Raw genomic sequence first — 13049 nt, 5'->3', positions numbered from 1 at the left:
ACACATGAACCCCAGTGGGTTATGCAGCTCAACAGCCTAAGTAACTCGAGTAAAGTTACCAACAGTAGTCATGTTTAATTGAGAGGATTCACCAAAAATGGTATGTAATAATCGAGAATTGCTCGCAAAGTTCCTAAACTGAGTATAGATAAATCATTTCATAACGGCTGGGTTATAATCATTAAAGCTTGAATGCAAAACAGCTAGTGATTTGAGAAGAAATGAGTAACCTATGCGGTGGTTTGTTATTTTTGCCCCCAATGATATTTCTCTACAACCTTGGAATTCGACTTTATGCTTTGCTGGCCAAAGCCTCTTCCCCATTCAATGCAAAGGCCAAAAAATTCATCAAGGGTAGAAAGAATGTCTTTAGCGAAATACGAAAATATAGATCCAATGAAAAAGGTCCAGTAGCATGGTTTCATGCCGCATCTTTAGGTGAATTTGAACAGGGGCTTCCAGTAATGGAGCGCTTTAAGGAGGAGTTTCCATCATATTCTATAGTTGTGAGTTTTTTCTCTCCCTCTGGCTACGAACACAGAAAAGAGCATTTTATTGCAGACCTTACTTGCTACTTACCTATTGACACTAAAGCGAATGCAAAACGTTTTTTCGATGAGCTAAAACCAAACCTAGCCTGCTTTATTAAATACGAGTATTGGTTCCACTTTTTAAAAGAGGCAGACCAGCGATCAATCCCTTTATTCAGCATATCTGCCATATTCACTCCAAATCATATTTTCTTTAAAAAATACGGCAGCTTCCACCGGCAAATGCTTCGGTACTTTGACCATACTTTTGTTCAAAACACCAAGTCAGAATATTTATTAAAGAGTATTGGGGTTGAAGATTGTAGCATATCTGGAGATACCCGGTTCGACAGAGTGAGCCAAACTGTTGCAAGCCCAGAAAGCTACGCAGACCTTGAGAAATTCTGCGGTGATAAGATCACCCTGATAGTTGGAAGTGCCTGGCCAGAAGACATGGCCGTTCTAGCCGGTTTCATTAATGCAAAAAGTGGTGAAATCAATATCATAATTGCACCGCACCTTATAGACAGAGCCCATGTAGAAAAAATCACAAGCCATTTATCTGTACCTTTTAAACTGTACAGCGATGGTAATCTTACAAACACAGACAGTGTATTGATTTTGAATACTATCGGCATGCTCTCTTCCACCTATCAATATGCCGACTTTGCATATATTGGAGGAGCCTTTGGCGATGGCCTTCATAACATTTTAGAGGCTGTAGCATTTGGTTTACCAGTAGTTTTCGGCAATAAAGGCTTAGAAAAATTCCCTGAATCAGAAGAACTGATCACTCTCGGTGGGGCCTTTTCTGTAGAAGATGCTCAGCAGACGCAAGATGTACTGAATAACTTGTTAATTGAAGGATTTAGGAAAGGAGCTTCCGATATTTGCCTTCAGTATGTAACAGAAAATCAGGGAGCAACTGAACGAATAATATCATACCTAAAGGAAGAATTAAAATGAAGGGACAGGTATACAAGTCTACAGGTAGTTGGTATGATGTGAAAGGTGAAGATGGCATCACCTATCAGAGTAGGCTTAGAGGAAAATTTAAACAAGAGGGCATTAAAGTCAACAACCCTATTGCTGTTGGAGACTTTGTAGAGGTTATTCCTGATGAACAACATGAAAACTCTGGCCTAATTACAGAGATTCAAAACAGAGAAAACTATATAATCCGAAAGTCTACCAGAAAGAATGGTTTCTCCCATATTCTCGCGGCTAATGTAGACCAAGCACTGTTGCTAGCCACAGTCTCTTTTCCACGTACCTCTCAAGGTTTCATAGATAGGTTTTTGGTTAGTGCCGAATCTTTCAGAATACCAGCGCTAGTGATTTTCAACAAGAAGGATTTACTGAATGAAAAAGAGCTAGATAAGACTTTTGATTTATGTGCCATGTATGACCACATAGGTTATGAAACAGACCTTATCTCTGCTCAAACTGAAGAAGGCCTTGAAACCATTAAAAAACATTTAAAGGGGAAAACCACGCTAATTGCTGGGCACTCAGGAGTTGGAAAATCAACTCTTTTAAACAAACTAATTCCAGGACTAGCTCAAAAGACTGGAGAGGTATCAACCTTCGCAAATAAAGGAACGCACACCACTACTTTTGCTGAGATGTTTGAAGTAGATGCAGAGACCAAAATTATAGATACGCCAGGAATCAAAGAACTCGGCTTAGTTGATATGGAAGCCTCAGAGATTAGTCACTACTTCCCAGAGATGAGGCAGTACATTGGAGAATGCCGTTTTAACAATTGCCTTCACGTTAATGAACCAGGCTGTAAGGTAATTGAAGCACTAGAAGAAGGTGAAATATTTGAAGAGCGATACATGAGCTACCTCAGCATGTTGCAAGACTACGATAGTCATAGATAAAAAACAGGCTCCTACTGCAGCCTGTCTCTTACAAATTCTATTTTGGTTTTACCATGAGGGGCAGGTTTTCCATCCTCTCCCAAATTCACCATCGTTATTTTATCGATGGAAAGTATATTCTCTCGAGTAATTTTATTTCTCACCTCGCAGCGTAATGTTAGAGATGTCCTCCCAAACTCTACCGCTTCAATACCTATCTCAATGATATCTCCCTGTCGAGGAGCACTAATGAAATTGATCTCAGAAATAAACTTGGTGACTATATGCTTATTCTCTAACTGTACCACTGTGTATAAGGCAGCCTCCTCGTCTATCCAGGCGAGAAGACTTCCTCCAAATAGAGTTCCGTTGGGATTTAAATCCTCAGGCTTCACCCATTTTCTTGTATGGAAATTCATTGACCTACTTTAAGTAAGATTTAAACATCCAGTTGTGTTTTTCTAGCTCTTGAATGTAGCTGGTGAAGATATCTATTGTACCCTCGTCACCATCTTCATCCGCTGCTTTCAACACCTCATTTAAATCTCCGATTAAAATTTTGTGAGCCTCAATGATTGCCTCAACCATAGCATTTGCATCCATTTGCTCAGCATGAGATTCGACATGTGCATTAGATAGTATATTCTTTAAAGAACCTTTTGGAGTGCCATCTAATGCCAAAACTCTTTCTGCAATCTCGTCTACTTTTTCGGCAGCTTCTCTGTACAACTCCTCAAACTTATCGTGTAGTACAAAGAAGAAAGGACCTTTCACATTCCAGTGAAACAATCTTAAGTTCTGATAATGAACTTGATAATCTATAAGCAGTTGGTTCAATCTTGATACCACTGCGCTTTCCGATTTATTTTCCATTTTGATTTTTGTTTTCGGTTAATTCTAATTTTCTAATAGTATAATAAAGCAACTATCTTTAGGGTCTATATGTTCCCTTAGTATATAGATTTTAGCAATATGACATTACAGCAGTTAGAATACATTGTAGCATTAGACACCCACCGACATTTTGTAACGGCAGCAGATAGTTGTTTTGTTACTCAACCCACCCTTACGCTCCAGATAAAGAAGCTTGAAAATGAGATGGGGACATTGATTTTCGATCGGTCTAAACACCCCATTGAACCAACAAAAACTGGTAGGCAAATCATTAATATGTCTCGTCAAATATTGAGGGAAGTAAACGGTTTGAAAGATTACGTTAACACTGAAAAAGACAACTTAAGTGGAGTTTTTAGAATTGGTGTAATCCCAACTGTAGCGCCCTACTTAATGCCTCGGTTCCTCAAGCACTTCTCTGACAACAATCCGAATATTACGCTTAAGGTGAGAGAAGTTGAGTCTGAGCAGATTATACATGATATTAAGCACGACTTGCTAGACATTGGCATTTTAGCTACTCCACTAGACGAGAGCAACATTAGAGAGATACCACTCTACAACGAACCCTTTTTATTGTACATAGCGGAGCAACACCCCCTCTTTGCTAGAAAAAAGATAAGCCCTGAAGACCTTCCAGAAACTGGTCTTTGGTTGTTAAATCAGGGACACTGCCTTAGAGACCAAGTCCTTTCTCTTTGCAATAGGCCTAATAGCTCCAAAATTGAGAACATTAGCTACGAAAGCGGTTCAATAGAAACGCTGAGAAATTTGGTAAAGAACCATATGGGTTATACCCTAGTACCCGAACTTTCTGTTTTGGATCAGAAAGACGATTACAGAATTAAGCGTTTCGAAAAACCAGAGCCAACCCGAGAAATCAGCTTGGCTGTACATAAGGGTTTTACCAAAGAAGCTGTGCTAGAAAGTCTGAGAGATAGTATTGTAAAATACATTCCCGAGCATTTTGTTAAAGCAAAAAAGGTAAATCGAATTCGCTGGAGATAAGCCCATCTAAGAGAATTACCTATTCTCTAACAACCAGAGATTTCCCGATTACAGCTAACAAAAAGTGCATGATCTTTGAGAAAAAGAAAGACATGACTATAGAAGCGACACTTACATTAATGGCAATCGGATATTTCACCATCTTCAGCTTTGTTACTGTAAAAATCAGACAGATTCTGAAAAGACAGGGATAAGCATCATTCTGGCGAGCCGACTCAAGGAATTGAGAAATACATTCCGGAAATCACTCTTTCCAGAAAACTATTTCTGCCAGTTGGGTCATCTTGAACCTTTCTCTGGTTACTTCGCCAAGAAATGGAGCTCCTTGATACTCAAAGTGATTAACTGTAATCACGTGCTTTCCTCTCGCAAAAGCTTCCAGATCAATCATCTGTAAAAAGCCTTTCTCATTTTCATTCGGATGGTAAGCAAAAGAAAAATCTAGATCAATCAGCTCTCCATCTACCTTGACCTCAAAAGTCGACTCTATACAATCGATAATTGAAATCAAGTTTTCGGCACTCACATTATCCTTCTGAAGTAACTCAACAACCGTTTTTGTAGAATCGAACTGTGATTGTACTCCGGCTTCTATGCTTTCCCTGAGGGTAGTCTTATCATTAATTCCTTGGGCATCTGGGCAGAAAAATGCCAACGACATATTCATGCTAGGAGAATAGCGAACAAACAGTGGCAGAAAGCTCTCCTTAACCACCTTAGACGGAATACTGGCAGAGTAAACAAATCGGCTCTTCCTTTCATCATCATAAAAAGAGGTTTCTATGACTCTAGCGTTATGAACCCCATCTCCAGGGAAAAAGGTATGCCTATCCCAAGAGTTTAATCTAGTAGTCGCAACAGCTACGGCCACTAAAACCAAGGTAACCGATACAATATGCTTCCTCTTAAAATTAGTTATCAGGTGGTAGTAAATACTACGATAAATGAATGAGAGTGAAAGCACACTGAATACCCGATAGATAGGGAAAAAGATAACTGAAAACCACTTGGACTTCTTGAAGGCTGAGAACAAAATCGAATCTAGGAAGAAGACAATCGCCCCTATAAAGAGAAGCACAAATAGTATCATTATCAGCACTATACCCAACGATGCCACACTGGACATTCCGAAAGTGCCTGTGATGAAGTTTATTGTACCAATAAATATGAACAAGAAACACCCTACCAGAACCACAGATATGATAGAAAATACGATAAGATAGGTGTAAGCGAATATTACACTTGAGACCTGATCTAGGTAAAATATCAAATCGTCTAAGGTCCTAACTCTTTTAGGAATATACTTCTTGAAAGGGCCTTTCAGGTTTAATTTATCGTAATCGATGGTGTTAGAAACGGAGCTTAAGCCTACAATTCCTATCCAAAACCCTCTAAGCAAAAGGTGCAAGAGCAAACTGATTAAAAAGAACTGAATTACATAAGGAATAGTCCCTAAGATAGCTTTGCCTGCTGCTGCGAAAATGACCGTATTATCTTGTGTGGCGACTAGCTTATTGAAGTTAATGCGAGCCCTGATGTTCTCATATTCATCTATTCCACTAGCTAATAGGAATATGGAAAAACCAGTGATCAGTAGCTCAAGCTGCCAGCTTTCTAATTGCAGGTTAGCTACCCATCTCCTCAGTTTACCTTCTTTAGAGTCATCATCTCTATCAATTTCTTCCATTTGCTTAGATTAAGGTTGGTTGAAAATAAATAAAAATGACCTTAAAAAAGGCACTACGCTAAAAACAAAAAAGCCAACTCGGTTGAGTCAGCTTTTGAATACCTTAAAGGTTTTGGTTAACAACAACCACCACCATCGTAGAAATAGGTGCTTGGAGAAACCCAAATATCTTCGCTCTGTAGTGCTTCTAAGTTACCAGCTGTCTTATCGCAAACGGCAAGTGGCTGATTAGGCAGCAAGACATGACCTTTGTGGTCGTCAAAATATTCGGCATCCCCTGTATAAATGGCAGTTCTCCCAGTAAATACACAAGGCCCATCTTCTGGCATTGGGTCTTTGATAGCACAAACCTCTACAGATTCAATGTAGATTGATGTTGGCGTATCATACTGACCCGGCTTTAATATTCTATATGGTCTCTTTGCTCTAATTTCAACCGTACCAAAACCAACATCGGTAATCATTTTAATGTATTGGCTTAATGGAAGAGAACCACTCAGGCAAAGAGCTCTAAGCTTTTCATCGAACTTCAACGAGTCTGGCATTTCCTGTTCTGCTATAGGATCGGAAAGCACCAAGCGGCCTCTAGGCTTTAGCACTCTGTACATTTCTCTTAGGGCCTTTTTTAAGTCTTCTTCATGAAAAATATTGAAAAGACAGTTTTGGGCAGCCACATCTACCGACTCATCTTCAATAGGCAAATTGAGCGCATCACCTTTTCTCAAGTCTACAAAACTCGGGTCGAACCACTTATTAGTAGCAGCAGCCTGTTCAAAGTTTCTTTTAGATGCTTCCAGCATCTCATCAACTACATCTACACCAATTACCCCTGAAGGCTGTCGGCTGAAGTAAGAGAATTGCAACAACTCCATCCCTCCACCAACTCCTACATAGAGAATTTTAGGCGAGTTTACCAAGTCTCTTGGGTGCACGGTACTTCCACAACCGTAGTTCATGTCTAACATAATTTGTGGAATCTCTAATTCAGGGAAAGCCCAAACTGGAGTTGTAGTGCAGCACAGACCCACATCTGGAGTTTCAGCAGCCTGTTTATATACGTTCTTTGTAGTTTCTAAATAACTTTCCATAATCTAAGTGGTTGCTCCGCCACAGCTAGAACCAGCACCTGCCGTGCAACCAAAGCAATGTTGATTGATAATAATTTCTCGATTTAACACCTTCTGCCAATCAAAATCCTTAATGTGATTAGGAGCTCCATGATTAAGCTTTAAATCTAACATTTGATTGAAATCGCAATCATAGAGGTAACCATCCCAGCCTATAGAAACCATATTTCTACACATTACACCTTCAGCAGCAATTGGATTGAAGGCGTTGGCTAACTCACTCATATAGTCCTCGTAATTACCAGAATTCAAGAGGTAATCCAAAAATCTACTTACTGGTAAGTTGGTGATTGAATAAAGGTTATTGAAATCTATATCGAAGCCATCTTTAAGCCTGCCTTTAAATTCTGATTCTAGAATTGACTGGTCGTCTGGTAAATAAGCCCCTGAAGGGTTGTAAACCAAGTCTAACTGAAGACCCGTTCCTTCCTTTCCATAGCCCACTGCATTGAGCATTTTTAAAGCCTCAATAGACTTATTAAAAACACCACCTCCTCTTTGAGCATCGGTTCTTCTAGCGGTAAATGACGGTAATGAAGAAACCACATTCACGTTATGCTTTTTGAAAAACTCAGGCAGATCATGATACTTCGGGTTAGCCAGAATAATAGTAAGGTTACACCGAACAATTATTTCCGCCCCTTTTTTAGAAAGCTCCTCAACAAACCACCGAAAGTCAGGATTCATTTCCGGAGCTCCGCCTGTTAAGTCTACTGTTTTTACCGGCATACCATCCATAGCATCCAAAATTTGCTGCATGGTATCTCGAGTCATGATTTCCTTTCTATCAGGGCCAGCATCCACATGGCAGTGCTTACACACTTGGTTACACATTTTACCTACATTGACCTGAAAAATATCAATCCCTACCGGCTTAAGGTTCTTCATTCCCATGTCTTGAATCTTAGATTCAAAGGAAGGAATGTTAATCTCTTCGTTTTTACTGAGGATTTTTATTTGTTCCTCTGGCGTAGAAAGCCAGTGTTTTGCTCTTTTAAGAGTAGCTAAAGACATAGACTACATTAATTTTTCTTTGACTTTGTTCATCATTTGAACACCATGCACTAAAGAGGCTCCACCTCTAATAGCAGCAGAGACATGTACAGCCTCCATCATTTGCTCTTCATCTGCTCCCTTTTTCATGCTATCGTCAGTATAAGCATCAATACAGTAAGGGCACTGAATAGCATGAGCTACCGCCAAGGCGATTAGCGATTTTTCTCTAGCAGTGAGGGCTCCTGGCTTAAATACTTCTCCATACCAATCGAAGAACTTGTCTCCCATTTCTTTCTGGAACTCAGTGATATCGCCAAACTTCTTTAAATCTTCTGGGTTGTAATACGTTTTAGACATGATGTTTCTTTTTTAGGTTGATTCAATGAAAGTGATCGTCAACCTGCTGTGTACATACGAAGTACTAAGGGGTGTTAGATTCACCTTGTGAGAACACTAATTGAATCAGAATGTTCTGAAGAAACAAGTGAGTGGAAGAAACATTCCAATCCCGACAGGAGATTTTATTTCAACTGTCAGGAGAAATACCTTTGGATGAAAATCTATTAGGCCGAAATGGCATAGACTGAAGAAAGCTGATTTCTGTATGCTGATGGGGTAGCTTTAGTATAACTAGAAAATAGTCTCGTAAACGAGCTTACGTCTTTAAAACCAATTTCATTACATACACTTTGCACATTAGAATCTCTATTCTTTAAAAGCCACTTAGCTCTTTCAATGCGCAATGCTGTCACATATTTCTTCGGAGTAATTCCAAAGGTTCTCTTAAATGCTCTGTGGAAATGATAAGGAGAAAGACAAGCCACTTTCGAAAGCTCATTCAAATTGATTTCTTCACAATAATGTGCCTGAATATAGTCTCTAGCTATAGACAATCTTTTATAGAGCTCCACCTTGGTCGATTGCTTTACAATTTGTTGGTTCTCTAGGTTATGTAGTTGAGCGCTACAATCTGCAAAAACCATTTCGAGAATTCTGTTGAAGATTGAGTAATTGTCTACCTCATCAGCCGAAAGGTAAAGTTTAGCATGTATAATGTCTCTTATCACAGGCTTTACCTCTTCATCTACCAACAAGGTATGTAAAGGGAATTCGGGTGATGTTTCAATCAGATCGTAAATACCATTTCTGTCTATTAAATCTTCATCAGAGCTACTATGTGAACTAACAAAGTCGCTAACAAAGTCTTCATTAAAACAAAAAGCTAACATGGTGGTATCTTCACCGTTCTGAGCTTTTACATTGTATTCAGTACCAGCATTCATTACCAAAAATTGCTGCTGATTAACTTGAAGTACTCTGTCCTTAATTTGATATTCTTGTGTTCCGTTGAGACCGAAACGAATGGAAAAACGGGTTTTTTGGTTTTCACCAAGTAGATTTTTTGAGCTGAAGAGGGCGAATCCGTTATCGATCCCCTCTATTGCTCCGCTGTCAGATTCCCAATAGATCTGACCACCCATTTTGTGAATGGTGTGTTGCCCCTTGTAAGCTATCATGTTGTTGTTGTTTTGACCTTAAACGATTATAACGTAAAGGATAGCTAACAAGGTTTCAATTTATGTAAGCGGTTACTAAATCTAACTAGAAATATAACCTTTACCCCAGTAAAGGCTTAGCCAACCACCTTCACTTTTACCGCCATCAAGCCTTTCGGACCCTGGGCAATTTCGAAGCTCACTTTGTTTCCTTCTTGAATTGGCTGCATCAAGTTATCTGCATGAACAAAGAACTGTTCGTGACTTCCGTCTTGAGCAATGAACCCATAACCTTTAGAGTTATTGAAGAATTTAACACGCCCTCTTCTTTCGGCTGTTAAGTCTTCCTCTTCACGCTTAGGAACACCAATTTCAATATCTTTTGCTTTGATTGGCTTAGATTTAGCATTCGGATCTGGCGGAGTATCAGAAATATTACCGAACTCGTCTACGTATGCCATCATACTATCTAAGCTACCATCTGTAGTGCTGGCCTTTTTTTCTTCTCTTTTAGCCAACTTCTCTTTTCTCTTCTGAAGCTTCTTTTTTTCTCTTTCTTTCTTGTTAAATGTAGTTTGCGATCTTGCCATAAATGAATTTAAAGTGAACAATAAACGATAGCCTAAAAGCTACCAAGTAACCAGAACTGTCTACTTTTCAGTTCTCTCAATGGTTTGCTAACGCTAAAGTGCAGTACTTGATTGTTGTTTATACAACTGACAACCTACCACACTCGGCAGGATTGAGATTTTTATCAAATCAGCGGGATTGAGTTTAGAAAAGCAGCTCCAATTACTTTCTCCTACAAAGGTGATACTATTAAATGGTTATTCCTATTGATTAGTTCCGAAACGGAGCCATAGAAAGCCCTATTCAGCTCATTTATTGAAAGAAAAAGTTGGATTAGCCAAAATTGAACCTCCTCCTCAACCATAGTTCATTAGCTGCGTAGGCAGTGTTTATGAAAAAACAGGAAAAAATTAAAGGATGTGCCCTAATCGCCCCTTAAACCTACACTTATGAATGTGATTCACTTTTTTATTCGAATTAACACAGATACAGGATTTGAGCTAAGTAAATAAAAAAGCCCACCGTCTCTGGTGGGCTTTACACTTAAAGTGACCTCGGCAGGATTCAAACCTGCAACCTCCTGAGCCGTAATCAGGTGCACTATTCAGTTATGCTACGAGGCCTTTTTTCAACGTTCTTAGTTAAAGTCCGTTAAATTAGGCTGCAAAGGTAGGTAATTCTTTTTCTTTGTGAAAGAGAGCTATTATAACTTTTAAAAAATACTAACTTTGTCAGCTCTCAAATTGAGATAATTGATATGAAGAAATTTGCATTTGCCGTAGTTGCACTCGTGTTGTTGGGAAATATTGCTAAAGCTCAAAGACCAGATCTTCCTGGAGCTCTGATCATTGATTTAGGCGTAAACACTTGGAGCAGTGCCCCTGACAATATAGCACTGAACAATTTTCAGTCGAAAACTGTCAACATTACTTATTTCTACGATTTACCATTGGGTAATAGCAAATTCACCTTCACTCCTGGAATTGGCTTAGGACTTGAGAAATTCTCTTTCGAGGATAACTACACATTAAGCAGCGAAATAAACAATGGAGCACTTGAAGTTACAGCTGAACAATTATCTCAACCAGATGTATTTGAATACGGCAAGTCTAAATTAGGAGCTAATTATTTAGACATTCCTTTGGAATTCAGATTCTACAGTAGAAAAAACCAGTATTCAAGAGGCTTTAGAGCTGCTATAGGTGGTAAAGTTGGAGTTCTATATTCTTCTTTCACCAAATTCAAGTATGAAGATTCTCTTGGAGACAATCACATGGTGAAAAATAGAGCCAACTATGGCCTAAACCGTTTCCGCTATGGTGTTCAGGCAAGAGTTGGCTTTGGTGGGTTTAGCTTATTCGGCTATTATGAGCTCTCTGATAAATTCGAAACTCCTCCCGCAGGCGGTGAAGACACCAACAACCTAACTTTCGGAATTGCATTAACAGGATTCTAAGAGATTACCTCTTAGAATTACTTCCCTAAGAACTCAGGCTTACGCTTCTCTAAGAAGGCATTCACTCCTTCTTTATAATCGTGTGACGCACCAGCAATATCTTGCATGTGCGCTTCATATTCTAACATCTCTGTTAAGGATGCTCCCTGAGATTTGTTGAGCATTTTCTTCATCATGCCAATAGCTTTGGTAGGTGCCTTAGCGTAATAATCAGTGTAGGCTTTAACTGCATCATCTAATTGATCATCTGCAACGCACTTATTTACTAAACCCAACGCCTCGGCTTCTTTACCTGAAACCCTACTACCCATAGTAGCTAATTCAAAAGCCTTTGACGACCCAACCAATCTCGGCAGAAAATACGATGACCCTGAATCAAGAACCAACCCTATATTCACAAACACTTCTATCAGCTTAGCACTTTCGGCCGCAACTACCAAGTCGCAGGCCAAGGCGAACGAACACCCAGCGCCAGCCGCTACTCCATTCAGCCTACAAACAACCGGTTTTGGTAGATTTCTAATTGCCTGAATGATTGGATTATACCTCGTATGAATCGATTCCGAGAAAGATCTGTTTGGTTCCTTAGAGGCTGCTTTTAGATCTTGTCCACTGCAAAAAGCCTTCCCCTCTCCAGTAAGTACCACAACACGCACTTCCTCATTCTTCTTACATTCCTTCAGTGCTGCCTGCAGCTCGAAAGTTATCTCATTATTTAACGCGTTATAGACATCAGGTCTATTCAATGTAATAGTAGCAACTCCGGCTTCTAAATTGTATTTCAGAAATTCGTACATAGGTTTAAGCAAATAAAAGGATTGAACCATAGCACACTACAAAGCCTAACAAAGCTCCGCCCAATACTTCTTTGGGTGTATGTGCATGCAAATATAATCTGGCCCATGACACAGCTCCACACAGAGCAATTGCCACTAACAAAGGCCAAAGCAGGTAATTAGTAGAAGGGAATGCCCTCTGCAGAGCTAAAATAAAACCTAAACTACCAAACACACCTGCAGTGTGGGCACTAATCTTCCATCTGAAAGTGATTCCATTGGTTACAACCACTACAGTAGTGATTGCTACGAACGTAACTTTTAGCAGCGGAGTCATCCACTGTTGCCCTTCTATCATAAAGGATACAATCAGGTAGAATATAGAGATAAACATAAAAGGCATTAGCCTTTCCCTCCTATCTTTCATATGAAGGTCCTTAATGACTTTAGTAACCTTAAACATGATAACGGTGAGTGCAGGAATGACAAACGTGGTTACAAAGACTAGCCCCACAACAGTAGACTTACCCTTATCTGTAAGGTTTGAACTACCTTCTATGAAAAAAAGCACCACCCAAAATACCGCTGTAGGCATTAACAGCGGCTGAAAGATGTAGGTAATAAGCCTTGCAGCTAAATTCAAA

Annotated in this window: 15 protein-coding genes and 1 tRNA gene; 5 read left to right on the top strand and 11 right to left on the bottom strand. The window is 39.5% G+C overall.

Annotated features, from left to right (window positions below; genetic code table 11):
* The first annotated feature begins 260 nt into the window (after positions 1 to 260).
* Positions 261 to 1496: a 3-deoxy-D-manno-octulosonic acid transferase gene (locus AWW68_RS19275; RefSeq protein ID WP_068225125.1), complete on the top strand. Its 1236-nt coding sequence runs from the start codon at positions 261 to 263 to the stop codon at positions 1494 to 1496.
* Positions 1493 to 2416 (top strand): ribosome small subunit-dependent GTPase A, encoded by a 924-nt coding sequence (gene rsgA / locus AWW68_RS19270; RefSeq protein WP_185101313.1) that lies wholly within the window; start codon positions 1493 to 1495, stop codon positions 2414 to 2416. The genes AWW68_RS19275 and rsgA overlap by 4 nt, the downstream gene beginning before the upstream one ends.
* A gap of 11 nt (positions 2417 to 2427) precedes the next feature.
* On the opposite strand, the gene AWW68_RS19265 is transcribed toward rsgA, so the two are convergent.
* Both AWW68_RS19265 and AWW68_RS19260 read right to left on the bottom strand, forming a co-directional pair.
* A complete protein-coding gene (locus AWW68_RS19265) occupies positions 2428 to 2814 on the bottom strand; it encodes an acyl-CoA thioesterase (RefSeq protein ID WP_068225122.1) in 387 nt (128 codons plus the stop codon).
* 4 nt (positions 2815 to 2818) lie between these two features.
* Positions 2819 to 3268, bottom strand: a complete 450-nt coding sequence (locus AWW68_RS19260; RefSeq protein WP_068225121.1) for a Dps family protein — start codon at positions 3266 to 3268, stop codon at positions 2819 to 2821.
* Positions 3269 to 3367: 99 nt separating this feature from the next.
* On the opposite strand from AWW68_RS19260, the gene AWW68_RS19255 reads away from it, so the two are divergent.
* Both AWW68_RS19255 and AWW68_RS20375 read left to right on the top strand, forming a co-directional pair.
* Complete coding sequence (locus AWW68_RS19255) at positions 3368 to 4297, top strand: hydrogen peroxide-inducible genes activator (RefSeq protein WP_068225120.1); 930 nt, start codon at positions 3368 to 3370, stop codon at positions 4295 to 4297.
* A 68-nt stretch (positions 4298 to 4365) separates the two neighbouring features.
* Positions 4366 to 4491, top strand: coding sequence for a hypothetical protein (locus AWW68_RS20375; RefSeq protein WP_262501411.1), 126 nt, complete (start codon positions 4366 to 4368; stop codon positions 4489 to 4491).
* 50 nt (positions 4492 to 4541) lie between these two features.
* Here the strand turns inward: AWW68_RS20375 and AWW68_RS19250 are convergent, their stop codons facing one another.
* The 7 genes from AWW68_RS19250 to AWW68_RS19220 form a co-directional block, all read right to left on the bottom strand.
* Positions 4542 to 5984, bottom strand: a complete 1443-nt coding sequence (locus tag AWW68_RS19250) for a hypothetical protein (protein ID WP_068225118.1) — start codon at positions 5982 to 5984, stop codon at positions 4542 to 4544.
* Between the two features lie 116 nt (positions 5985 to 6100).
* A complete protein-coding gene (gene arsM / locus AWW68_RS19245) occupies positions 6101 to 7072 on the bottom strand; it encodes an arsenosugar biosynthesis arsenite methyltransferase ArsM (protein ID WP_068225117.1) in 972 nt (323 codons plus the stop codon).
* Between the two features lie 3 nt (positions 7073 to 7075).
* The gene (gene arsS / locus AWW68_RS19240) at positions 7076 to 8125 is read right to left on the bottom strand and encodes an arsenosugar biosynthesis radical SAM (seleno)protein ArsS (protein ID WP_068225115.1); all 1050 of its coding nucleotides are present in this window, start codon (positions 8123 to 8125) and stop codon (positions 7076 to 7078) included.
* A 3-nt stretch (positions 8126 to 8128) separates the two neighbouring features.
* Positions 8129 to 8464, bottom strand: coding sequence for an arsenosugar biosynthesis-associated peroxidase-like protein (locus tag AWW68_RS19235; protein WP_068225113.1), 336 nt, complete (start codon positions 8462 to 8464; stop codon positions 8129 to 8131).
* 206 nt (positions 8465 to 8670) lie between these two features.
* Complete coding sequence (locus AWW68_RS19230) at positions 8671 to 9624, bottom strand: helix-turn-helix domain-containing protein (RefSeq protein ID WP_068225111.1); 954 nt, start codon at positions 9622 to 9624, stop codon at positions 8671 to 8673.
* A gap of 116 nt (positions 9625 to 9740) precedes the next feature.
* Positions 9741 to 10193: a cold-shock protein gene (locus AWW68_RS19225; RefSeq protein WP_068225109.1), complete on the bottom strand. Its 453-nt coding sequence runs from the start codon at positions 10191 to 10193 to the stop codon at positions 9741 to 9743.
* A gap of 529 nt (positions 10194 to 10722) precedes the next feature.
* Positions 10723 to 10796 (bottom strand) — tRNA-Arg (locus tag AWW68_RS19220).
* Between the two features lie 134 nt (positions 10797 to 10930).
* On the opposite strand from AWW68_RS19220, the gene AWW68_RS19215 reads away from it, so the two are divergent.
* Positions 10931 to 11629, top strand: coding sequence for an outer membrane beta-barrel protein (locus tag AWW68_RS19215; RefSeq protein WP_068225107.1), 699 nt, complete (start codon positions 10931 to 10933; stop codon positions 11627 to 11629).
* A gap of 17 nt (positions 11630 to 11646) precedes the next feature.
* Here the strand turns inward: AWW68_RS19215 and AWW68_RS19210 are convergent, their stop codons facing one another.
* Both AWW68_RS19210 and AWW68_RS19205 read right to left on the bottom strand, forming a co-directional pair.
* Entirely contained in the window at positions 11647 to 12426 is a 780-nt protein-coding gene (locus tag AWW68_RS19210) for an enoyl-CoA hydratase-related protein (protein WP_068225173.1), read from the bottom strand.
* Positions 12427 to 12430: 4 nt separating this feature from the next.
* Positions 12431 to 13048 carry a phosphatase PAP2 family protein gene (locus AWW68_RS19205; protein WP_157717731.1) on the bottom strand — a complete coding sequence of 206 codons (618 nt, stop codon included), beginning with the start codon at positions 13046 to 13048 and terminating at the stop codon, positions 12431 to 12433.
* Between the last annotated feature and the right edge of the window lies 1 nt (position 13049).

Origin of the sequence: Roseivirga spongicola (assembly GCF_001592965.1) — a bacterium.
GTDB lineage: Bacteria > Bacteroidota > Bacteroidia > Cytophagales > Cyclobacteriaceae > Roseivirga > Roseivirga spongicola.
Note: the sequence above shows the minus strand (reverse complement) of the source record. Positions and strands in the feature narration are given on the sequence as shown.

Bases quoted from the DNA above. Each gene is read 5' to 3' on its own strand.
- AWW68_RS19250 (WP_068225118.1), bottom strand. From the start codon at position 5,984: ATGGAAGAAATTGATAGAGATGATGACTCTAAAGAAGGTAAACTGAGG.
- AWW68_RS19265 (WP_068225122.1), bottom strand. From the start codon at position 2,814: ATGAATTTCCATACAAGAAAATGGGTGAAGCCTGAGGATTTAAATCCC.
- AWW68_RS19255 (WP_068225120.1), top strand. From the start codon at position 3,368: ATGACATTACAGCAGTTAGAATACATTGTAGCATTAGACACCCACCGA.
- rsgA (WP_185101313.1), top strand. From the start codon at position 1,493: ATGAAGGGACAGGTATACAAGTCTACAGGTAGTTGGTATGATGTGAAA.
- AWW68_RS19225 (WP_068225109.1), bottom strand. From the start codon at position 10,193: ATGGCAAGATCGCAAACTACATTTAACAAGAAAGAAAGAGAAAAAAAG.
- AWW68_RS19235 (WP_068225113.1), bottom strand. From the start codon at position 8,464: ATGTCTAAAACGTATTACAACCCAGAAGATTTAAAGAAGTTTGGCGAT.
- AWW68_RS19215 (WP_068225107.1), top strand. From the start codon at position 10,931: ATGAAGAAATTTGCATTTGCCGTAGTTGCACTCGTGTTGTTGGGAAAT.
- arsS (WP_068225115.1), bottom strand. From the start codon at position 8,125: ATGTCTTTAGCTACTCTTAAAAGAGCAAAACACTGGCTTTCTACGCCA.
- AWW68_RS19230 (WP_068225111.1), bottom strand. From the start codon at position 9,624: ATGATAGCTTACAAGGGGCAACACACCATTCACAAAATGGGTGGTCAG.
- AWW68_RS19275 (WP_068225125.1), top strand. From the start codon at position 261: ATGATATTTCTCTACAACCTTGGAATTCGACTTTATGCTTTGCTGGCC.
- AWW68_RS19210 (WP_068225173.1), bottom strand. From the start codon at position 12,426: ATGTACGAATTTCTGAAATACAATTTAGAAGCCGGAGTTGCTACTATT.
- AWW68_RS20375 (WP_262501411.1), top strand. From the start codon at position 4,366: ATGATCTTTGAGAAAAAGAAAGACATGACTATAGAAGCGACACTTACA.
- arsM (WP_068225117.1), bottom strand. From the start codon at position 7,072: ATGGAAAGTTATTTAGAAACTACAAAGAACGTATATAAACAGGCTGCT.
- AWW68_RS19260 (WP_068225121.1), bottom strand. From the start codon at position 3,268: ATGGAAAATAAATCGGAAAGCGCAGTGGTATCAAGATTGAACCAACTG.